This is a genomic window from Acrocarpospora sp. B8E8, from assembly GCF_039871605.1.
Taxonomy (GTDB): Bacteria; Actinomycetota; Actinomycetes; order Streptosporangiales; family Streptosporangiaceae; genus Acrocarpospora; species Acrocarpospora macrocephala.
Map to the genome: position 1 here is coordinate 49,411 of NZ_JBDPLV010000051.1, position 20,070 is coordinate 69,480.

A 20,070-nucleotide genomic window follows, 5' to 3' on the forward strand; every position below is an offset into this window, starting at 1 on the left:
GAGAGAACAGATGATAGGACTGGCCGTTATCGGATGCGGCACGGTCGGGCGGATTCGCGCGGTGCTGGCCCGGGAGTATCCGGGCGTGACCTGGCTCGGGCTGTGCGACATCGACGCGTCGACGTTGAAGGAACTCGCCGACGACACCCGGGCCGACTTCGTCACCACGGACGCGGCCGAGCTGCTCGACCGTCCCGAGGTCACCGCGGTGATCGTGGCGACCGACGAGAGCCGGCACGTCGACCCGATCCTGTGGTCGGTGGCGCGCGGCTTCCCGCTGTTCATCGAGAAGCCGCTGGCGACCGATCCGGTCGAGTCGGCGCGGGTGCTCGCCGCGGTCGAGGAGAGCGGCGTCGACGCCGTGGTCGGCTACACGCAGCGTTTCCGGCGGCGCTTCCTCGCCGTCAAGCAGCGCCTCCGGGACGGCCAGATCGGCCAGGTCACCTCGGTGGTCACCCGGGCCTTCATGAACCGCATGGTCCCCGACGCCACCCTGGGCAAGGTCACCGACACGACCAACCTCACGCCGATGGTGGTCTCCGGAACCCACAGTCTGGACATGAGCATGTGGCTGCTGGAAGGCAGAACCCCCGTCGAGGTGTACGCCCGGTCCACCGACGTGGTTCTCGGCGCCTCCGGCACCAAGGACGGCACGTTCGGCATCTTCACCATGGACGACGGAACCCTGTTCAGCATGAACATCAACTGGGCGCTCCCGTCGATCTGGCCTGGCTCGGTGTACGGCCTGGAGATCGGCATCGTGGGGACCAACGGGGTGATCGACATCGAGGACACCCACCGGGACGTCATCGTCGCCTCCGAACAGCCCCAGCCCGCCGGTTACCGCAGCCGCGGCTTCGAGGCCCCGGCACCCAGGCACGTCGATTTCCTGGGCAGTTACCCGCCGGGCGATCTGTCGGACGGACTGCTGTGGGGGCCGATGCGCGAGGAGACCATGTCCTGGTTCAGCAGGCTCAGCATGGGAGTCAGGACGCCGCACGCGACCGCGCGGGAGGGGCACGCCAACCTGATGCACACGATGGCGATGGATCTGTCCGCCCGCCGGGGTCAACCCGTCCGCCTGCCGATCAGCCCCGAGGAACTGCGCGACGGCCTGCGAGAGGAAGCGTCATGAACGTCGGCGTCATCGGCACCGGCTGGTGCGGCGGAATCCGGGCTGTCGCCGCGGCCCGCAGCGCTCTGGTGGCCGAACTGCACCTGGCGGAAATCGATCCCGACCGGCTGCGCGAGGTGGCGGAACTGACCACGCCCGCCGGCACCACCACCGACTGGATGGAGATCATCGCCAACGACCGGATCAGCGCGGTCATGGTGTCGGCCACCCCGGAGACGCTGCACTACCCCATGGCCAAGGCCGCGCTCGAAGCGGGCAAACACGTCCTCCTCGAAAAGCCGATGGCGCTGACCCTGGACGAGGCCGACGACTTGATCGCCACCGCTGAGGAGCGCGGCCTCAAGTTCACCATCGGCTACTCGCAGCGCTTCAATGCCAAGCAAGCGGTGATCAAACGAGCCATCGACGACGGCACCCTCGGCACGGTCACCAGCGTCCTGATCAGCCGCCACATCACCAGATCGCTTGGCGCGAAGATCAGCTCGCGTACCAAACTGTCACCCGCCGCGATGGAGGCCACCCACGACCTGGACTTCGCGTTCTGGTGCCTCCAACCTCGGCGACCGGTGCGGGTCTACTCGCAGAACGCCTGGGGCGTGCGCGCGGCCACCCACGGTTCGCCCGACACGCAATACCTGATCGTCACAATGGACGACGGAACGGTCGTCACCGTCGGCGCGGGAATGTCGCTGCCGCCGGGCTACCCGAACCAGTCGACCACCTGGATGGAAGTCCTCGGCACCGAAGGAGCGATCCTGGCCGACGCCAGCCACCGCGACATCGTGCTGAACACAGTCGGGCAGGGCGTGCAGTTCCCGCTCTCGACCATGCCAGGCGAGTACGTCGGCGAGGTGTACGCAGGCCCGATGGAACGGGAGACGACCCACTTCCTGGAGGCCGTCGCCTACGACCGGCCGGTCATGGTCGATCCCCGGCTGGCCCGCGTGACGATGGAGGTTTACCTGGCCGCCGACCTGTCCGCGGACCGGAACGAGGTGGTCAGCCTGCCGCTCACGCCGGACCAGATCGAAGCGGCGCTGAAGAGCGCCTAACCGAATGAGCAGGTCGCCGCTATCCGGCGCCGTTCACGCAGGTGACGGTTCACACCGCACCGGCGCCAAGAGCGGCATTCTGTTGGGCGTTCTGAGGCTGGTCGAGTCTGAGCGGGCGGATGGTGGTGCCGGGCACCAGGCGTCCGGCGTTCTAAGGCTGGTCGAGCTTGAGCAGGCGGGTGGTGTTGCCGCCGAGCACCAGTTGTCGCTCACGGTCGTTGAGGCCGACGCGCTCGATGAAGGCGAGCGGGTCCACGGTGCCCATGTCGAACGGGTAGTCGGTGCCGAGCAGCACGTGCTCGGCGCCGAACTCGGTCACCAGGTGGCGCACCATGCCCGGGTCGAACACGTTCGTGTCGAAGTACAGCGTGCGCAGGTAGTCGCTCGGCGGACGGTCGATGTGTTCGCGCAATTCGGGGCGTACCTCGAAGGCGTGGTCGGTGCGGGCGAAGTAGAACGGGAGGTAGCCGCCGCCATGGACGACGATCATCCGGAAGTCGGGGTGCCGGCGCCACACCCCGCCCAGGATCATCCTGGTGGTGGCCAGGGTCGAGGCCAGGGGCATGCACATGACGTTGATCAGGTAGTAGTCGGTCATCCGCTGGCCGTGCGTGAACCCCTGCGGATGCATGATCGCCACCATCTCCAGCTCGGCGGCCGCCTCCCACACGACGTCGAACCGGGGATGGTCGAGGTCCAGACCCAGGACGTCGGCGCTCAGTTCGAAGCCGTGGAATCCCAGGTCGCGCTTGGCCTCGCGGAGGACCTCGACCGCCAGCTCCGGATGGTTCATCGGCGGGTTCGCCACGGCCGCGAACCGCTGCGGGTGCCGGGCGACGATCTCGGCGAACCGTTCGTGCTGCACCCGGCTGGCCTGGACGGCGTGCGGCCCGTCGAGCCAGTAGAAGTACTCGGTCGGCGGCACCGCGAGCACCTGCAGGTCGACGCCCTGCTTGTCCATGTCGGCCAGCCGGGCTTCGGCGTCCTCGAACTGTGCGGTCTGCCGGTCGCTCGCGCGGTACTCCCGGTTGTAGCGCAGGGTCTCGGCCGAGGAGTGCAGGGTGCGCGGCTCGTACTCCGGTTTGAAGAAAGGTTTCGTAATTTCCGCGGCAGCGGGGACCGAAAAGTGCGTGTGCACGTCGACAACGCGGTAGGGCGGTTTCTCCGCGCCGGTCTGTGCCACATTCGGCGCCAGTTCGGGCCACCATTCCTCAGTCATGCCGTTCATTCTCGCAATTCGGGCCGCGAACCACCAGGAGTTTTCTGGTATGCGTTATTCTTTTGATGAACTTGTATCATTCTCCACTAAATTGTTTTGTGCTGCCGGAATTCGGGACGAGCATGCGTTGGCGACGGCGCAGCGGCTTACCGAGGCCGATCTCCGGGGTCGTTCCGGGCATGGGCTGATCCGCGTGGCGCCGTACCTGGAACGGATCAGAGCCGGAGGGATCAACGCGCGGGCCGAGCCCCGGATCACGCGCGAGACGGCGGCGAGCGCGCAGATCGACGCCGACAACGGACTCGGCCAGGTCACCATGACCATGGCGACGGAACTGGCCGTCGCCAAGGCCGCGGACGCCGGCATCGCCGTCGTGGGCACCGTCAACTCCAACCACGCGGGGGCCGCGGGCCTGTATCCCGCGATGGCCGCCCGGCACGGCATGGCGGGGATTTACCTCGCGGTCGCCAACGCGAATGGCATGCCTCCGTGGGGCGGGAACTCCCCGGTGCTGGGCCCCAACCCGATCTCCATCGCGGTCCCCGCCGAACACGGACCGCCGTTCCTGCTGGACATCGCCACCACCGCCACCTCCCATGGAGCGATCAAAGTCGCCAGGCAGGCGGGAGAACCGATGCCGGTTGGCTGGGTGGCCGACCGCGACGGGCGGCCGATCACCGACCCTGACCGTGCGGACGAGGGCTTCCTGCTGCCCATCGGCGGCTACAAAGGGTCGGGCCTTACCATCGCCGCTGGCCTGCTGGCGGGCGTGCTCAACGGCGCGGCCTTCGGCCAGGAGGTCGTCGACCACCGGGTGGACAAAATCACGCCCACCAACACGGGGCAACTGTTCATCGCGATTCGCGCGGACGTCTTCCGCCCGCTGGAGTCCGTCCTGAGCGACGTGACCCGGCACCTACGCCTGCTACGCGAATCCGGGAGCGCGGACGGCGACCCGATCCGTCTCCCGGGCGACCGCGCCGCGCGACTGGAGCGGGAATACCTGCGCGACGGACTGCCGATCGCACCGGCGACCCGGGACGCGCTCAATGCCGAAGCGGCACGCTCGGGAATCCCCCGGCGCCTCTGACCAGAAAGGCAAGAAATGAAGCTGGTGACTTTCGACACGGGCATTGGAGCTTTGCGCGAGAACGGAGACGTCATCGATTTCGCGGCCGACCCCACCTTGCCGCGAACCATGCTGGAATTCGTCGCCGCAGGACGACCCGCGCTGGACCGCGCCGCCCGGCTACTCGCATCGGCGCCCCCGATTCCGGCGGACGAGGTCGTCCTGCGGGCACCGATCCGCCCGGGCAACAACATCATGTGCGTCGGCAAGAACTACCTCGACCACGCCAAGGAGTTCGCAGGCAGCGGCTTCGACGCCTCCCAGCGCCAGACCGTCCCCGACGCACCCGTGGTGTTCACCAAGGCGCTGTCCTCGATCGTCGGCCCAGGGGAGGACGTCACGGTCTCCGCCGACGCCACCGGCACCAGCGACTACGAAGGCGAACTCGCCGTCGTCATCGGGGACGGCGGATCGCGGATCCCCGCGGCCGACGCATGGCGCCACGTGTACGGCTACACGATCGTCAACGACCTGACCGTACGCGAGCTCCAGAAACGGCACGTCCAGTTCTTCATCGGCAAAAGCGCCGCGACGTACTGCCCGATGGGACCGTACCTGGTCACCAGCGACGAGATCGCCGACGTCACCGCCCTCTGGGTACGTACCCGCGTGAACGGCGAACTCCGTCAGGCGGCCCCTGTCGCCGATCTCATCTTCCCCATCCCCACCCTGATCGAGGCGATCTCCACGGCGGTGATCCTCGAACCAGGCGACGTGATCGCCACCGGCACCCCCTCTGGCGTCGGCATCGGCTTCGCCCCGCCACGTTTCCTCACCCCCGGCGACCTAGTCGAGGTCTCCGTAGACGGAATCGGCACCCTCACCAACCGCGCCGTGTGACAAACGGCCGTACCTCTCGCAAGCGGAAGGCCCGATAACCAGACGGTCTTTCAACGCCGGGGTGGAGTATGGGACCTTCGGCTTGGATTGGTAGGTATCCGCACGGGAGCGAGGGCCCCGATGGTTGAGATAGCGAATCCGATGCACGCGGCGTTGCTGGACTTACAGCGCCGAATTCGCGGTGAATTGCACGTGGTCGAGCAGGCGCTGGCGAAATCCGACCGGGATATGGGCGGCGGGCTGGTGTGGCTCGGGCCAGAGGCCCGGCGCTGGCGTGATGACCTCGGCCTGCGGCGGACCCAGATCCGGCGGGCATCGGACCGGCTGGAGACTGCGATCGGCGACGCCCTGGCCGGGCAGCCCGCCCAGGTGCCGGAAACGACGGCGGACGCGTATCGGCGGCAGCGAAGCGGGCGGTTGTGATGGCGCCCTACAGTTCCGAGTTCCGTGGGGTCGACCCGGACCGGCTGCTCGCGATGATCAAGTCGATGGACGCGGACGCGGAGGCGTTGCAGGCGTTCGTGCAGCGGTTCCGGGGGGAGTTCGCGCGGCTGGGGGTGGACACCTCGGCGTTGACGGAGCTGGAGCGGATCAGCGCGTGGACGCGGGACCAGCTGCCGCTGATGCGCCGCCGCCACGAGCTGGCGATAGCCGCCGACCGGGTGGACGGAGCCGCCTTCGTGGAGATCCCCGACGTCACGATGACCCTGGCCGAGGCGCACGCCAAAGGCCGGGACCTGGCCGCCATGTTCGGCACCGGCATCCTGTCCAACAAGGACTTCACCGCGAAGCTCAAGGGTGAACTGGTGCATCAGCACATCGGTGAACTCAAACATCTGGCCGGTGACCAGGACGCGTCGGCAGCGTTCGTGGCGGCGCTTCCCGGGCCGATTCGGCAAAGACTGCCGGGCCTGCTGATGGAGACCGGCAGTTCGACGGCGCGGGAGGATCTGGCGGCGTTCTCGGCGGTGTTCGGCGCCGCGTTGCGGGCCACCAAACCACCTGCCGGGATGGCCGAATACCGGCGCGAACTGGCGGCTCCGGCGGACGCGGACGCGGCCTGGCAGCGACTGGCGTTGCTGCGGGGCTCGGGCGCGCCCTCGGAGGTGCTGGCGCGGAGCGCGCGGGCGGTCCTTGACGACCTCGCGGCCGTGCAGAACTGGCAAGGTGCCAGCCTGGACGAGATCCGCGCCTACGGCTTGCCGGACGACTCGGCCACGCTGGCGTTGGAGGTGATCGCCGACGACCCGGTGGCGGTCCGGTCGGTGTTCGCCGAGATGGGCCGTCCGGCGGTGGAGTTGACCCGCCCGGAACGAATGAAGCAGCTGTTGGACTACGTGCGGTATCGCGAGGGCGGAGCGGCCGACGCGCTCGGCCGGGCGCTGGCGACCGGATCGGGCGTCCACGAGCAGGGCGCGCGCAGTGCCGAGGCGGTGGCCTTCGCCTTCGACACCATCATCACGGCCGCGTCCCTCGGCCAGGACATGCCGGACGCCGCCCAGGACTCCATGGCCGAGCTGGCCGCCTCCTACCGGGAGGAAATGCTCACCGGCGCCCGCATCGGCGATGGTCTCTTCCGGGCCTCGGGCATGACCGCGCCGCCCGACTTCTCGTCGATTCCAGGGCTCACGCCGGGCTTCTATCTGAGTCCGAAGGACACCTACGGCTTCCTGAAGACCTTCGCCGCCGAGGAGAGGAACACGAACACCTTCGACAAGGCCATGAGCGAGCTACGCGATGACCTCGTGGTGCAAGCCGCCCGTCTTGATGGCGAGGCGATGCGGGACAGTCCCCCCAAGAACTCCGTCCACTTCGAGGAGGCGACCAGTGCCATCGGTGACCTGGCCGGCATGGAGTACGCGGCGGCGCTGAAGGTTCGCGGGGACATGGACGCCTTCGACGAGAAGATGCGCGGCGTCATCGCCGATGTCACGTCCGTCACGCTGGACCGGGCGCCCGATCCAAAGAGGGCGATCTGGAAGTTCGCCTGGGAGGCGGTCAAGTTCACCGCAGGCAAGGCGTTGGACTCCTGGAAAGATGGAGACCCAGCGGACACCCGGGTCGGCAAGCTTGACAGTGCCTACGACCAATGGGTCCTGGCGCAGCGCTACGAGATCGCCACCAGGTTGTGGGAGGGAGGGTATCCCGCCGATCCGCCGTGGCCGACCAGCCTGATGAAAGACGGTAAGCCACTTCCGCCGGACGACCTGCTCAAGGACAGCAAGAAATTCGAGATGTTCGAGGCGTGGTCGGATTCCACGGACAAGAACGGTGACGGCGGGGCCTTTGACAAGAAGCTCGCCAGGGGGATCAGCGGAGTAACCAGCAGGACGCCCGTGGCGACGGCGAAAGGATACGAGAATCAGCAATAACCTTGCGCTTCTCATCGGGTTCGACCAGCTGACTATTCGCAGTTGGTCTCGCCGTTGATCTGCACGGCGATCCTCGTATCCGACGGCAACGTCATGGTGAAGGAGAATCGTAGTCCGGCTGCTTCTTTGACCCAGACGATGGTGCGCGAGTCGATGAGATCTGATTGGTCAGGGCCGCTGATGTCTGGGTCGTATCCTCGCTCGGCGAATCTGGCGCCGATACTCCTTGCCGCTATGTCGAACTCGCTGTCCGGATCGGGGGCGATAGCCGGCAATTGGCCAGTGGCGGTGAAGACGCGCTTCAACCCGCCTTCACCACAGGAGACGTCGCTGGTGGCCGCGTTCGTGATGTCGATGGAGTCGTCCACCCAGTCGTCCCACGCCATGACGGCCTGGCCGTCCGCGGCGAGTTGAGCGCTGGCTTCCTGCAGGGACGGGCCCGACGTACATCCAGTCGCCGCGACCACTGCCAGCAGTCCGATCAGGCAACTCCGCGCGACCCGCAACCCGTACCTCCACGACGCCATGAATGCCCGGACCCCGCTTCATGTCACTCGTTTAGCGGAACCCGAGACGCGCGAAATACGGGGCTAGGCATTATCGCCACGAACGCGAATCGCCAGTCAAGCTGTTCCACCGCCCTGGCATAGGGCTGGCTGATGAGCTGAGTCAGCGCACGGCCAGGGCTCCGATCTTCTCGAACGTCCTGAACACCTCGGCCTTGGCCAGCGCCACCTCGGGGTCGGCTGCCTCTCTGGGGAAGGGCAGATCCATGGGGATGTCCTCGGCGAGCCGGCCGCCCTTGGCGAACACCAGGATGCGGTTCGACAGTTCGACCGCCTCGCTCACGTCATGCGTCACGAAGACGACGGTCTTGCCCGTCTCCTGCCACATGAGGTGGAGTTCGGCCCGCAACGACCGGGCGGTGATCGCGTCCAGGTGGCTGAACGGCTCGTCCATGAACAGCACGTCCGGCTCGGTGGAGAAGGCCCGCGCGATGCCGACCCGCTGCTGCATGCCGCCGGAGAGCTCGCCCGGGTACTTCTTGCCCTTGTCGCCCAGCTGGACCATGTCCAGGTAGCGCTGGCACCGCTGCCTGGTCTGCTCGGAGCGGTCGCTCTGCACGAACAGCAGGTTGTCCATCACGGTGCGCCATGGCAGCAGACGGGCGGACTGGAAGACGTAGCCGGCCCGGGCGGGCCCGCCGTTCTGAGTGATCGCGACCTGGCCGTTGGTGGGTGTCTCGATTCCGCTCAGGATGTTCAGCAGGGTCGATTTGCCGCAGCCGGACGCGCCGACCACCGAGACGAAGACATGCCCGCCGAGTTCCAGGTTCACGTCGTCGAGCGCGATCACCTTGTCGGCTCCGGCGCCGAACTCCTTGTGCAAATTCACGATCTTGATGTCAGCCATGCTGGGGGGTCCTCTGCTGTTCGGTGGTGACGACGGGCGGCTGGTCGAACGCCTCTTCGGCGACGCTCGCCTCGGGACGCCACCGGAAGATCCGCCGGGAGAGCTTGTCGAACAGGAACTTCTCGAAGAACAGGGCGAAGATGACGAACAGCAGCGCGTAGCCGATCACTCCGTAGGCGCGGTGCGCGTCGTACCAGAACTTGATGGTCCAGCCGGCGCCGTCTTGGCCGCCGAAGACCTCGGCGACCACCAGGCCCTTCCAGCCGAGCGCGAAGGCGTACCGGCCGGCCGCGAACAGGAACGGCATCAGCGAGGGGATGAGCACGTGCCGGATCGCCCGCTCGCGGGGCACGCCGAACGCCCGGGCCATGTCGTAGAGATCGCTCGGCGCGTTCCTGACGCCTTCCCTGACGTTGATGATGACGTACGGCACGCCGGTCAGCACCACCGCGATGATCGGGCCGGTGTCGCCGAAGCCGAAGGCCAGGCTGCAGAACAGCGCCCAGGCCAGGTTGGGCATCGCCAGGATCGCGACCACCCAGTCGTTGAAGAAGGCGTTCACGGACTTGGACAGGCCCATCGCCAGGCCGATCACCCCGCCCACGACCATCGCGATCAGCATGCCGACGCCCAGCCGCTGCAGCGAGATCCAGAAGGTCTGGTACACGTTGTGCGGGGCCAGCGTGTTCCCGGTGATCTCGTCCCACATGAACCCGGCGACCTGCCACGGCGTCGGCAGCACGTCCACCGCGAACGGCCAGATCGAGGCGACCAGCTCGATGGTGAGTAACCACACGCCCAGGCACACCAGCGGAAAGGTGAGCCGGCCCGACAGCGGGCCCTTCAGCGCCCTGAAAAGCATTGCGACAATTCCCTTCAGGCCTTGAGGCTCGTACGCCAGCCGAAGAAGCGGCGCTCGATGACTTCGAGCACGACCTTCTCCAGGAAGAGGGCGAGGATGTAGAACGCCAGGATCCAGGTCAGGAACTCCGGCAGCCGGAACAACTGGGTCGCCGTCCGCATCTCGAATCCGATCCCGCTGGAGGAGGAGAACACCTCGGTCAGGACGGTCACCTTCCAGGCGATGGAGAACCCGAAGCGGACCCCGGTGAACAGGAACGGCGCCAGGTGCGGCAGCACGATGTGCCGGTTGCGCTTGAGCACGCCGACGCCGAACGACTTGGCCATGTCGATCAGGTCCTTGGGCAACGACTTGATGCCCTCCGACACGTTGACCGTGATGACCGCGAAGGTGGTCAGCACGATCGCCAGCAGCGGGCCCGCCTCGCGGTTGCCGAAGATGATCGCGGTGATCAGCGCCCAGATCAGCCCGGGCGTGGTGATCCCGATGGTGACGGCGTCCCGGAAGAAGCCGTTCAGCCAGCGGTTCTGCATCAGCATCCCGACCAGGACGCCGACCACGAACGCCAGGAAGAAGCCGATCCCGATGCGGGTCAGCGTGGTGGCGAACGCGCTCGGCACCTCGCCCGTCGCCCACAGGTCGGCGAAGGTGGCGAACACCGCGCTCGGGCCTGGGAGCAGGTTCTCGTCCATGAGCCGTCCGGACGAGAACTCCCAGAGGCCGAGGAAGAACAGGTAGCCGGCCAACCGCCAGCCCCACGTCCTGAGGCGGTCCGCGCGCTCGATCTTCCTGGCCAGGTCCTCGGCACTGGCGCGGCGCGGCGGACTGGTGGACGGTGCGGTGACGGTCGACACGAGGACTCCTCAGTTGCTCGGCGTGAGCGCGACGAATCGGGGTTTCGGGGCGTCGGCCGCCAGGAAGTTGTGGTTGTCGGGGTGCAGGCCCTTCATCAGGTCCCAGATCTCGGTCTCCACCTTGATCCAGTCCTCCTTCAGGAAGACGTTGTCGACGAACCAGTCCTTGTCCCCGCTGACGAACTCGGTGATGTACGCGATGTCCTCGTCGGTCTCGACGGAGAAGTGCTGCGGGAACTTCTTGACGGTCTCGGCCTTCTGCTGCTTCCACATCTCGACGCCGCTCTGCCACAGCTCCAGGAACTTCACCGCCAGATCCTGGTTCGCGTCGAACCACTTCTCGGTGGCCACGAAGTTGTTGCCCGAGACGTGCAGCTGGCCGTCGTTGCTGGGGGCGAACTCCTGGTAGAGCTGGAAGGGCAGCTTGCCGTCGTACATGATCTCCAGCTCGCCCTTGCGCATCTGGGGGACCGCGGCCTCGGGGATGATCGCCGCGGCCTCGCAGTCGCCCCTGAGCAGGTTGGTGGGGTTCACGAAGTGGTCGTTGACGACCAGGTTGAAGTCGCCGCCGCCGACCCGGTAGTCGAGGTTGTGCATGCGCTTGGCGGCGAGCGTCCAGAACCCGGTGTTGGACGTCGGCCCGGACACGCAGATCTTGGAACCCTTGGGGATGTCGGCGAGCGTCTGGTACGGATCTCCCGCCCGCCGGTACAGCGGAACCCGCTGGTAGTTGTACTTGCCGAACGTCACCGTCTTGATCTTGGTCTCGGCCTCCAGCACCGGGGTCTCCTGGGTGGCCATCGACACGATGTCGCCATGCCCGCCGGCGAAGTAGGTGAACTCATCCCAGGTCGTGCTGGTCTCGATGCGGACGTTGTTCTCCTGCTCCCACTTCTGGATGGTGCCCGCCTGCTTCATCAGGTCCCAGACGGGGTCGGGGGCGAACGCGAAGCGGATGACCTTGGCGCCCTCGGCGGTCCCGCCCCCGCCGCCGCTTCCGCAGCCTGCCGCGATCATCGCCACCGTCGCGGCGACTGCGATGGTCTTGAGTCCGTTGGTGATTTTCACGGGTGCCTACCCTTCTCGCGGGCCGTTGCGGCCTCGGCGTCACCGGGGAGTGCACGGGTGGCCGACCTGTGACGCGTGTCACCGATTAGACTGAGGTGCTCTTCTGGACGCACTGACAGTTCGCGTGATTTTTGGCCGGAGACGGTGCCGCAGACTGTAACGCGGGGGTTAACGGTCACCCTGGGGTGATCGTCTGATGTTGTGAAATTGTTGCTAGTTGGGGGCTAATGACACCTCTCGTCACCTCCGGGGGGTGGAATTCACAGGCGTCGCCACTGTGTGCGTACGAGCTGCCGCGTTGACTCTGACTTTGCGCAGACGCAGACAAGGGAGACGCGATGAGACTCGGCTATTTCTCGATGCCGCTGCACCCGCTCGGCCGGACCTGGCGCGAGACGCTGACCGAGGACAGGGAGGCGGTCATCCTCGCCGACCGGCTGGGATTCCACGACGCGTTCATCGGGGAGCATCTCACCGACCGGCACGAGAACATCACCAGCAGCCTGCTGTTCCTGGCGACGCTGATCTCCGACACCGAGCAGATCCGGCTGGCCACCGGGACCACCAACCTGTCCCATCAGCATCCGGTGCTGGTGGCGGCGCACTCCGCGATGTTCGACCATCTGGCGGGCGGGCGGTTCATTCTGGGTGTCAGTCCGGGGGCGCTGCCGTCGGACGCCGAGGTGCTCGGCATTCTGGCGGAGGATCGCAACCAGATCTTCGCGGAGGCGATCGATGTCATCACCGCGATCTGGGAGTCGGAGCCGCCGTACGGGATCGATCTGCCGGGGAACAGATTCGCGGTGACCACGGAGTCCACCATGGATCTGGAGTTGGGGGTCGGCGTGCTGCCGAAGCCGCTGCAGGTGCCGCGTCCGGAGATTGTGGGGACGGTTGTCGCGCCGTACTCGAAGGGGGTGGTCGCGATGGGGCAGCGGGACTTCCATCCGTTGTCGGCCAACTTCCTGCTGGGGCAGTGGGTGGCGACCCATTGGCCCAACTACGTGCAGGGCAAGGAGGCTGCCGGGGCGTCGGCGGATGTGGCCGACTGGCGGATCGCTCGTACGATCTTCGTCGCGGACGATCCGAAGGTGGCGGAGAGCTATGGGCGGGCGGATGTGGGCAGCCCGTATCGCTTCTACTACTCGCAGATGCTCACCAAGATGCGGAAGATCGGGCGATTGGGCCTGTTCAAGTCCGATCGCGACCAGCCGGACGACGAGATCACGCTCGACTACGTGCTGGACCGGCTGGTCATCACCGGTACGCCGGAATCGGTCGCCGAGCAGATCCTCGCCTTCCGTGCCGAGACCGGGGACTTCGGCGAGCTGGTCTACGCCGGGCTCGACTGGGTGGAACCGCGGCTGGCCCGGCGCTCCATGGAGCTGATGGCGCAGAAGGTCATGCCGGCGGTCAACGCCGCGATCGGGACGCGATGAGTGACCGCTTGCCGCTCCCGGCGGAACTGACCGCCGCGCAGCGTGCCGCCGTGGACCGCATCACGGCGGGGCCGCGCGGTGGGATCTCCGGTCCCTTCGTCCCGCTGTTGCGCAGTCCCGAGTTGATGACGCGCCTGCAACTGGTCGGGGAGCACATCCGGTTCGGCGGCGTCCTGGACGACGATCTCCGGGAACTGGTGATCCTCACCGTGGCCCGGCATTGGGACCAGGGCTATGAATGGGCCTTTCACCATCCGATCGCGGTCGCGAAGGGTGTCCCGCTGGAGGTCATCGAGAGCGTCGGCCAAGGCAAGCGTCCGCACACGGGCAGGCCGGAGCTACGCCTGGTGTGGGACCTGGTCGATGAGCTCCAGCGGACTGGGGGAGTCGGTGATGAGGTGTACACGGCGGCGGCCAAGGCACTGGGGGAAGAACAGGTCGTCGCGGCGGTGGCCACCGCGGGCTACTACACCACCCTGGCGATGGTCATGAACGTCGCACGAACCCCACCACCGCCAGGCGGCACCCGCCTGCCCGGCAGATGAGCCCGTTGCTCCTGCTGCATCCGCTCGGTGCCGATGGCCGGTTCTGGGACGACGTGCTGCCCCACCTCGACGGCATCGAGACAGTCGCACCTGATCTGCCGGGCCACGGGGCTGCTCCCTGCCTGCCCGCCGGCGCCGGGATCGGCGACTTCGCCGACGCCGTGGCTGGGGAGCGTGCCCACGTGGTCGGTCTGTCGCTCGGCGGTCTGATCGCGCAGGAACTCGCGGCCGGGCGCCCCGACCTGGTCGACCGCTTGGTCCTGGTCGGTACGGTCGCCGTCTACCCGGAGCCGATGCGGGAGATGTGGCGGCACCGGGCGCGGGTCGCCCGCGAGGGCGCCCTGGCCGAGCTGGCTGAGCCGATGGCGGACATGTGGTTCACCGAGCCGTTTCGCCCGACGCCCGCGCGGATTCGCGAGCGGTTCCTGGCGATGGACCCTGAAGGTTACGCACGCGCGTGCGAGGCACTGGAGAGCGCGGATACTACCCGGCTCGCTCCCGCGATCAGCTCGCCGACACTGATCGCCTGTGGTTCGGCCGACTTGCCGCCCTTCATCCAGGCCGCGCACTGGCTGCACGAGCACATCGCGGCATCGGAACTGACCTGGCTGACCGGCAAACACGCCGCGGCGCTAGAGCGACCTGCCGAGTTTGCCGCCGCCCTGCGGAGTTTCCTGGCGCGCTGAGTCGTCACCCAGCAGGCGTACCAGCCGGATCGCCACCTGCAGTTCGGTGCGGCGGTCCTGCAGCGAATGGCCGAGCAACTGCTCGGCCTTCTGCAGGCGGTTGCGCACGGTGTGCTCGTGCAGTTGCAGATGCTCGGCCGCGGCCACGTGACTGCCGAACCGGAACGAGGCCTCCAGCGTCTCGCGCAGCCGGATCGCCTCGGTGGTGTTCACGGCCAGCGCGCCCAACTCGCTGTCGACGAACGTCCGTGCCAGCACGTCGTTCTGGAGCAGCAGGACCTCCAGACCGGCGTCGGCGTATCTGATCACCGGCGGCGCGTTCAGCGGCCCCCACGCCGCCCGGACCCGCTCCACCTCCTCGGCCTGCCGCAGCGCGGCGCGGAACCCGTCCATGCCCTGCTGCGGATCACTGACCGACGCCGTCACGCCGACCTCCGCCAGGACCCGGCACAGCTCGCTCAGACCGGGCGCCCCCCACGGCTCCAACCGGCACAGCCACACGACCGTGCTGCTCAGCGCGAGCGGGTACGACATCGTCTGGTACGCCTTCGCCGTCATCCGCAAGCCGTCGGCGAGCTGCGTCGCGGCCCCCTCGGTCATGGCCGGCAGCAGCACGGCGACATGGTGACCATCGATCTGGTAGGCCAGGATCGCCATGTCGGACGCGGTCAGCCTGGCCTCCTCCCCGCGCAGAATGTCCCGCACCAGGTTCTGCCGCACGTGCGCGCGCGAGCGGCTGAGCGCCTCGTAGTCACGGGTGTAGGTCTCGGCGACCTGCGAGGCGACATGGTCCTGGTAGGTCAGGATGACCCGGGTGAGATGCGCCAGCGCGTCGGCCGCCGCGTCCCGGTCGAGATCCTCCCGCTCGATCCGCCGCCGCAGATGCGCGGTCCACATCTCCCACTGGGTGAGAAAACTCACGCGGTACGAGCGCTGCATGGACTTCTGCGGAATGCGCAACTGCGCCTGGACGGTCGCGAAGGACAGCACCTGATCCAGCCGCACATCCTCCAGCTCCACCCGCCCCGCGAGCACGTCCCGCAGCGCGTACGCATTCTGGGCGACGCTGGCGCGAAGCCGTTCCAGGAACGCCTCGTCGCGGCGGTGGCTGGTGAACACGACCGTGCTGCACCGCTCGACGACCACGTCCACCATCGTCGGCACGTCGAAGTCGATCGCGGAATCACGCACCGACATCGGCAGCGGCCGGCTGTCGAAGATGCCGTCACGCGGCTCGGTGATGCGGTTCACCAGCACGTCGTCTCCCATCGTAGGAACTCTAGGGCGGACGCGGTCGGCCGTACATCGTCAGCCCACCGGCTCGACTCGACCTGATCTGGCCGACCGGGTGATGGCCTCGAAGGTCCGTACATTCGACAGCATCTCGTCGAAAGTGACCGGATAGCTGGTTTCGCCCGATGCGGCGCGGGCGAACTGCTCGATGTTGTCGCGCACCGACGGGTGTGGCGGGTAGAAGGTGGAGATCGGGTCCTCGCCGCGCTGTACCGTCGTCACGTCCCAGCCGCGCGGCAGTTCCGGGTGGTTCCGGTCGCGGATCTCCACCCACCCCCGCGAGCCGAGCACGGTGACCCGCCCGGCGAACGGGGTGGTGAGGATCGCGGTGATCAACGCCGTCTGGCCGTGCTCGAACCCGATGGTCACGGTGAGCGTGTCGCCGTTGGCGAACGCGGTGGCGAGGGTCGACAGCCGGGCCCAGACCTCGACCGGGCGGCCGAACAGGGCGATCGCGAGATCGACCAGGTGGATGCCGGTCGCCGACAGCGGTCCCACCGGTGCGTCGGTGTCGGACAGGCGCCAGTTGTCCGGGGGCAGCGTGAGGAACTTGTCCTGGCTGAAGTTGCCCTCGAACACCAGGGGCGTGCCCAGGTCTCCGGCTCGGCACTGGTCGCGCAGGCGCATGACCGCCGGCTCGAAGCGGCGCTCGTGGCCGATGCCGAGCTGGACCCCGGCGGCGGCCACGGCCTCGATGGCCGTCCTCGCCTCGGCGCTCGTCGTCGTGAGCGGCTTCTCGCAGAAGACGTGTTTGCCCATCTTCGCCGCGGCGACGATCTGCTCGGCGTGGAACTTGTGCGGGGTGCACAGGATCACCGCGTCCAGCGAGCCGTCCCCCAGCGCGTGCTCGAACGAGTCGGCGGTCCGGACGCCATGCGCCTCGGCCAGCTCGCGGCCGTCCTGGCTGGGGTCGATGCCCAGACCCACCTGGACGTGCGCGCTGTGCCGGAGGTCGTGGATGATTTTCTGGCCCCACCAGCCGAGGCCGACGACTGCTGCCCTGATCACCTGCGCAGTCAATCGCGTGGCCGGGCCGGACGCGGTGGTCAGCGGCGTGATTTTTCCGCCTTTAGTTGCCGGATCCCGTCATTTCCGCACGGCGTAACGTCCTCCGGCACCGGGCTTGCGGCAATTTCACGGTGAGCGCCACTGTGGTGCACTCCCCGCCCTCTGTTCAATGAGCCCATGACTCGGGGCATCAGCGAACTCCACGGAGGTGGGGGCATGGAACAGGTCTCGGAGGCAGTCGACGCCCTGCTGTTCCGCCACGTCGTCGGCCACCTCGCCAGCGGCGTGACCGTGCTGACGACGGCCCACGGCCACCAGCGTTTCGGCATGACCGCCAGCTCCGTGACATCCCTGTCCGTGAACCCGCCCACCATGCTGGCCTGCGTCAACAACGCCGTCCCCACGGCGGCGGCGGTGGCCCGCGCCGGGAAGTACGTGGTCAACGTGCTGGGGGAGGACCAAGGCCGGCTGGCCCATCAGTTCGCCATGCCGGACGACGACAAGTTCCGCGACGTTCGCGTCCACACCGGAAAGCTGGGCCTGCCCGTGCTGAGCGACGCGCTGGCGCACCTCGAATGCGAGGTGACCGAGCAGGTCGACGGCGGCACCCATTCGGTCTTCATCGGCCGCGTCCGCTCGGCCGTCGCCGGCCAGGGCCAGCCGCTGACCTACTTCCGCGGCGACTTCGGCCGCTTCGAGTTCGCCCGCGACGACCGGGTGTACAAAAAGGCCCGGCATCAGGTGCTCAGCCGGGTCTACCTGGCCAACGAGGTCATCCTGCTGGAGGATCTCGCCGGCGAACTGGGCGTGGATCAGTCCTCGGCCTTCTACGCCCTGACCCGCCTGGCCGCCGACGGCCTCGTCCGCCGCGACCCCGACCGCGGCTATGTCGTCGCCCAGTTCGACGTGGCCACCTCCGACGCGACGTTCGACGCCCGGCTCGCCATCGAACTCGGCGTGATCGAACTGAGCGTCGGCCAGGCGTCCCCCGCCGAACTGGCCGAACTCCGCGCCAGGTTCGAGCGGATGGCGGTCCTGCTGGTGGGCGACCGGTTCGTGGATTTCGACGACTATCTCGACGCCAATTACGCCTTTCATGAATGGCTGGTGGGCTTGGCGCACAATCCACTGCTGACGGCGACTTTCGGCGGGCTCAGCATCAAAAGCGTGATGACCCGGAGTTTTGGGTCCACGCCGATGACCTCGCAGAAGTTCATCGACGTGCAACGTGAGCTCACCGAGGCGTTCGAACGCGCCGACCGGCGTGCGGCAAGCGAGTCCGCGCGCGCCTACTGCACCCTGGCCAAACAGCGGGTACGGGAGATCCTCGCCCACACGGGCGGACGCCTCTGACCTAGCACCGCCCGGGCAGTGATACGTTGAATGGAGATTGGCCATTTAGCGATGCTATTCGCGTGATCTTTGGGCCTAGTTGACCATTCTTGCGCGCTTTCGCGCCGGACGGGTCGGTGGGTGCAGGTATTGCCCACTCCGTCGAGAGTAGCGCGCTCGTTCACCATCATGATCTTGAGTGTTGTCATATACCTGACCTTCATAACGAGCAACCATCGCGGGGGGCGGTAGGGCTTGGAAGCGTCATATGTGCGGTCAGTCCGCGGCATCAGGCGGGCTGGCAAGGTCGCCGCGTGGCTGGTGATCTTGCCGGTCATGGGGGTGGCCGGTGAGCTGGGCGAGCCGGCTGTGCCATCGCCGCACATGCTGATTCCGCTCGTGCTCGGGCTGCTGATCGCCCTGACCGGGCTGGTACGCCACCACCCGCCCGCCGTGCTCAACCGGGGCTCGCAGGTGCTGCTCGGCGTGTTGATGGGGAGCTACCTGGACCTGCCCGCGCTGAGCCACGTGGCCGGATCGATCGCGCCGCTGGCGGTGGTGACCCTGGCCACGCTCCTGCTCTGCCAGGTGGCCGCGTTCGCCATGGTCCGTTTCAGCGGAATGGACCGTGCCACGGCCACCCTAGGCATGATCGCCGGAGGTTCGGCCGCCGCGGTCGCGTCCGCAGAAGACCTCAAGGCCGACGGGCGCATGGTGGCGTTCATGCAGTACCTGCGGCTGGGCGTCGTCACCGCGATCGGCCTCGCGCCGGGATTCGCGCCCAGCGGGATCCTGCGGACCCTGCTGTTCACCATGATCGGACTCGATGTCGGCCTGCGGTTCTCCCGGCGGACCATGGGCCACCTACGCCGGATCCTGCCTGCGGCGCTGGCCTGCACGCTGGCCATCAGCGCCGGGTGCGGAGCTCTCGCGTGGCTGCTCTCCGTCCTCACCCACATCCCGTTCGGCGACACCTTTCTCGCCACCACCCCCGGCGGGATCAACGCGGTCCTGGCGACGGCCTCCGCCACGCACGCCAACCTGCCCCTGATCTCCAGCGTGCAGAGCCTGCGACTCTTCGAGATGGCCTTCCTGGCACCCATTCTGATCCGCTTGACCACAGCGCGGACGGTCAGGAGTGGACGGCGCGGATCTCCGTCACGGTGAACTCCTCGACGATGTGGCGGTTCTGCAGGAGGAAACCCACCATCGCGGCCACGGCTTCCGTGCCCAGGGCGGTCCGCACCTGACCGCTCAGGATGTAGACCAAGGGCGTCGAGGGCTGGTCGAGGGTGAAGCGGCGGCCGTGGCGGTGGACGTCCTGCAGCGCTCTGATCGGGATCGGCCACACCGTGGTGAACCACACCGCGACATCCCACAGCGGCAGCGCCGGATCGGCGTCGGCCGTTGCTTGGTAGCAGGGGACGCAGCCGTGCCGGGCGTGCTGGGCGTGCGGGCAGGTCCACTGCCGGACATCGGCGGGGCTCTGGGTGTGGTTGCTCAAGATCGCCGCCTCCGTCACGCGGCGACGCACGGGCCGAGTCGGTTCCGGAGGCAGGTAATCGCTGACTATGATCGGATCCTTTCGCGCCCTCGTTATGCCGTGGTCCGAGCTTAGTCGCGCGCGAGCACCCTACGACGAGCCTCTCAGCGCAGCTTGCCGAAGAATTCGCGCACGTCGGCGATCAGTAGGTCGGGTGCTTCCATCGCGAGGAAGTGGCCGCCTCGGTCGAGTTCCGTCCAACGTACGACATTGTGGTCGCGTTCCGCCCAGCGGCGGATGGTCACGTCGTGGACGGAGACCAGCACTCCGGTTGGCACCG

At 67.5% G+C, this 20,070-nt stretch carries 20 protein-coding genes and 1 pseudogene; 11 read left to right on the forward strand and 10 right to left on the reverse strand.

Features of this window, described 5'->3' with window-relative positions; translation table 11 throughout:
• Positions 1–10 precede the first annotated feature (10 nt).
• The gene (locus ABGB08_RS37070) at positions 11–1,135 is read left to right on the forward strand and encodes a Gfo/Idh/MocA family oxidoreductase (protein WP_218041027.1); all 1,125 of its coding nucleotides are present in this window, start codon (positions 11–13) and stop codon (positions 1,133–1,135) included.
• Positions 1,132–2,187: a Gfo/Idh/MocA family oxidoreductase gene (locus tag ABGB08_RS37075; RefSeq protein ID WP_347600553.1), complete on the forward strand. Its 1,056-nt coding sequence runs from the start codon at positions 1,132–1,134 to the stop codon at positions 2,185–2,187. The genes ABGB08_RS37070 and ABGB08_RS37075 overlap by 4 nt, the downstream gene beginning before the upstream one ends.
• A 151-nt stretch (positions 2,188–2,338) precedes the next feature.
• On the opposite strand, the gene ABGB08_RS37080 is transcribed toward ABGB08_RS37075, so the two are convergent.
• The gene (locus ABGB08_RS37080) at positions 2,339–3,406 is read right to left on the reverse strand and encodes an amidohydrolase family protein (protein ID WP_347600556.1); all 1,068 of its coding nucleotides are present in this window, start codon (positions 3,404–3,406) and stop codon (positions 2,339–2,341) included.
• Positions 3,407–3,455: 49 nt separating this feature from the next.
• Here ABGB08_RS37080 and ABGB08_RS37085 point away from each other — a divergent pair, with 49 nt between their 5' ends.
• From ABGB08_RS37085 to ABGB08_RS37100, 4 genes are all read left to right on the forward strand, one after another.
• Positions 3,456–4,496 carry an Ldh family oxidoreductase gene (locus ABGB08_RS37085; protein WP_347600559.1) on the forward strand — a complete coding sequence of 347 codons (1,041 nt, stop codon included), beginning with the start codon at positions 3,456–3,458 and terminating at the stop codon, positions 4,494–4,496.
• A gap of 15 nt (positions 4,497–4,511) precedes the next feature.
• A complete protein-coding gene (locus tag ABGB08_RS37090; protein WP_347600562.1) occupies positions 4,512–5,375 on the forward strand; it encodes a fumarylacetoacetate hydrolase family protein in 864 nt (287 codons plus the stop codon).
• A gap of 120 nt (positions 5,376–5,495) precedes the next feature.
• Positions 5,496–5,798: a hypothetical protein gene (locus tag ABGB08_RS37095; RefSeq protein WP_347600565.1), complete on the forward strand. Its 303-nt coding sequence runs from the start codon at positions 5,496–5,498 to the stop codon at positions 5,796–5,798.
• Positions 5,798–7,747: a hypothetical protein gene (locus ABGB08_RS37100; RefSeq protein ID WP_347600567.1), complete on the forward strand. Its 1,950-nt coding sequence runs from the start codon at positions 5,798–5,800 to the stop codon at positions 7,745–7,747. The genes ABGB08_RS37095 and ABGB08_RS37100 overlap by 1 nt, the downstream gene beginning before the upstream one ends.
• Before the next feature lie 32 nt (positions 7,748–7,779).
• Here the strand turns inward: ABGB08_RS37100 and ABGB08_RS37105 are convergent, their stop codons facing one another.
• The 5 genes from ABGB08_RS37105 to ABGB08_RS37125 form a co-directional block, all read right to left on the reverse strand.
• Complete coding sequence (locus ABGB08_RS37105; RefSeq protein ID WP_347600570.1) at positions 7,780–8,274, reverse strand: hypothetical protein; 495 nt, start codon at positions 8,272–8,274, stop codon at positions 7,780–7,782.
• Between the two features lie 142 nt (positions 8,275–8,416).
• Positions 8,417–9,160, reverse strand: a complete 744-nt coding sequence (locus ABGB08_RS37110) for an ABC transporter ATP-binding protein (protein ID WP_347600573.1) — start codon at positions 9,158–9,160, stop codon at positions 8,417–8,419.
• Positions 9,153–10,022: an ABC transporter permease gene (locus ABGB08_RS37115; RefSeq protein ID WP_347600576.1), complete on the reverse strand. Its 870-nt coding sequence runs from the start codon at positions 10,020–10,022 to the stop codon at positions 9,153–9,155. Before ABGB08_RS37115 ends, ABGB08_RS37110 begins: the two co-directional genes overlap by 8 nt.
• Before the next feature lie 14 nt (positions 10,023–10,036).
• Positions 10,037–10,876 carry an ABC transporter permease gene (locus ABGB08_RS37120; protein ID WP_347600579.1) on the reverse strand — a complete coding sequence of 280 codons (840 nt, stop codon included), beginning with the start codon at positions 10,874–10,876 and terminating at the stop codon, positions 10,037–10,039.
• Positions 10,877–10,885: 9 nt separating this feature from the next.
• Positions 10,886–11,944 (reverse strand): hypothetical protein, encoded by a 1,059-nt coding sequence (locus tag ABGB08_RS37125; protein WP_347600582.1) that lies wholly within the window; start codon positions 11,942–11,944, stop codon positions 10,886–10,888.
• 338 nt (positions 11,945–12,282) lie between these two features.
• On the opposite strand from ABGB08_RS37125, the gene ABGB08_RS37130 reads away from it, so the two are divergent.
• From ABGB08_RS37130 to ABGB08_RS37140, 3 genes are read left to right on the forward strand one after another with little or no spacing between them, the layout of a single operon-like run.
• Positions 12,283–13,383, forward strand: a complete 1,101-nt coding sequence (locus ABGB08_RS37130) for an LLM class flavin-dependent oxidoreductase (protein WP_347600584.1) — start codon at positions 12,283–12,285, stop codon at positions 13,381–13,383.
• Positions 13,380–13,928 (forward strand): carboxymuconolactone decarboxylase family protein, encoded by a 549-nt coding sequence (locus ABGB08_RS37135; protein WP_347600586.1) that lies wholly within the window; start codon positions 13,380–13,382, stop codon positions 13,926–13,928. The genes ABGB08_RS37130 and ABGB08_RS37135 overlap by 4 nt, the downstream gene beginning before the upstream one ends.
• Positions 13,925–14,614, forward strand: a complete 690-nt coding sequence (locus tag ABGB08_RS37140) for an alpha/beta fold hydrolase (protein WP_347600588.1) — start codon at positions 13,925–13,927, stop codon at positions 14,612–14,614. Before ABGB08_RS37135 ends, ABGB08_RS37140 begins: the two co-directional genes overlap by 4 nt.
• Here the strand turns inward: ABGB08_RS37140 and ABGB08_RS37145 are convergent.
• Complete coding sequence (locus tag ABGB08_RS37145) at positions 14,561–15,883, reverse strand: helix-turn-helix domain-containing protein (protein ID WP_347600590.1); 1,323 nt, start codon at positions 15,881–15,883, stop codon at positions 14,561–14,563. The two genes, ABGB08_RS37140 and ABGB08_RS37145, sit on opposite strands and share 54 nt — an antisense overlap.
• 39 nt (positions 15,884–15,922) lie before the next feature.
• Entirely contained in the window at positions 15,923–16,915 is a 993-nt protein-coding gene (locus tag ABGB08_RS37150) for a Gfo/Idh/MocA family oxidoreductase (protein WP_347600592.1), read from the reverse strand.
• 216 nt (positions 16,916–17,131) lie between these two features.
• Between ABGB08_RS37150 and ABGB08_RS37155 the strand changes: the two genes are divergently transcribed.
• Together ABGB08_RS37155 and ABGB08_RS37160 are read left to right on the forward strand one after the other, a co-directional pair.
• Entirely contained in the window at positions 17,132–18,268 is a 1,137-nt protein-coding gene (locus tag ABGB08_RS37155; protein ID WP_347600594.1) for a flavin reductase, read from the forward strand.
• A 249-nt stretch (positions 18,269–18,517) separates the two neighbouring features.
• Positions 18,518–19,414 (forward strand): AbrB family transcriptional regulator, encoded by an 897-nt coding sequence (locus ABGB08_RS37160; protein WP_347600596.1) that lies wholly within the window; start codon positions 18,518–18,520, stop codon positions 19,412–19,414.
• Here the strand turns inward: ABGB08_RS37160 and ABGB08_RS37165 are convergent.
• The gene (locus ABGB08_RS37165; RefSeq protein WP_347600598.1) at positions 19,380–19,751 is read right to left on the reverse strand and encodes a hypothetical protein; all 372 of its coding nucleotides are present in this window, start codon (positions 19,749–19,751) and stop codon (positions 19,380–19,382) included. The two genes, ABGB08_RS37160 and ABGB08_RS37165, sit on opposite strands and share 35 nt — an antisense overlap.
• Positions 19,752–19,894: 143 nt before the next feature.
• Positions 19,895–20,068: pseudogene (locus tag ABGB08_RS37170) on the reverse strand (alpha/beta hydrolase); the annotation flags it as partial.
• Positions 20,069–20,070 lie beyond the last annotated feature (2 nt).

Bases quoted from the DNA above. Each gene is read 5' to 3' on its own strand.
- ABGB08_RS37070 (WP_218041027.1), top strand. From the start codon at position 11: ATGATAGGACTGGCCGTTATCGGATGCGGCACGGTCGGGCGGATTCGC.
- ABGB08_RS37075 (WP_347600553.1), top strand. From the start codon at position 1,132: ATGAACGTCGGCGTCATCGGCACCGGCTGGTGCGGCGGAATCCGGGCT.
- ABGB08_RS37080 (WP_347600556.1), bottom strand. From the start codon at position 3,406: ATGACTGAGGAATGGTGGCCCGAACTGGCGCCGAATGTGGCACAGACC.
- ABGB08_RS37085 (WP_347600559.1), top strand. From the start codon at position 3,456: ATGCGTTATTCTTTTGATGAACTTGTATCATTCTCCACTAAATTGTTT.
- ABGB08_RS37090 (WP_347600562.1), top strand. From the start codon at position 4,512: ATGAAGCTGGTGACTTTCGACACGGGCATTGGAGCTTTGCGCGAGAAC.
- ABGB08_RS37095 (WP_347600565.1), top strand. From the start codon at position 5,496: ATGGTTGAGATAGCGAATCCGATGCACGCGGCGTTGCTGGACTTACAG.
- ABGB08_RS37100 (WP_347600567.1), top strand. From the start codon at position 5,798: ATGGCGCCCTACAGTTCCGAGTTCCGTGGGGTCGACCCGGACCGGCTG.
- ABGB08_RS37105 (WP_347600570.1), bottom strand. From the start codon at position 8,274: ATGGCGTCGTGGAGGTACGGGTTGCGGGTCGCGCGGAGTTGCCTGATC.
- ABGB08_RS37110 (WP_347600573.1), bottom strand. From the start codon at position 9,160: ATGGCTGACATCAAGATCGTGAATTTGCACAAGGAGTTCGGCGCCGGA.
- ABGB08_RS37115 (WP_347600576.1), bottom strand. From the start codon at position 10,022: ATGCTTTTCAGGGCGCTGAAGGGCCCGCTGTCGGGCCGGCTCACCTTT.
- ABGB08_RS37130 (WP_347600584.1), top strand. From the start codon at position 12,283: ATGAGACTCGGCTATTTCTCGATGCCGCTGCACCCGCTCGGCCGGACC.
- ABGB08_RS37135 (WP_347600586.1), top strand. From the start codon at position 13,380: ATGAGTGACCGCTTGCCGCTCCCGGCGGAACTGACCGCCGCGCAGCGT.
- ABGB08_RS37140 (WP_347600588.1), top strand. From the start codon at position 13,925: ATGAGCCCGTTGCTCCTGCTGCATCCGCTCGGTGCCGATGGCCGGTTC.
- ABGB08_RS37145 (WP_347600590.1), bottom strand. From the start codon at position 15,883: ATGGGAGACGACGTGCTGGTGAACCGCATCACCGAGCCGCGTGACGGC.
- ABGB08_RS37155 (WP_347600594.1), top strand. From the start codon at position 17,132: ATGGAACAGGTCTCGGAGGCAGTCGACGCCCTGCTGTTCCGCCACGTC.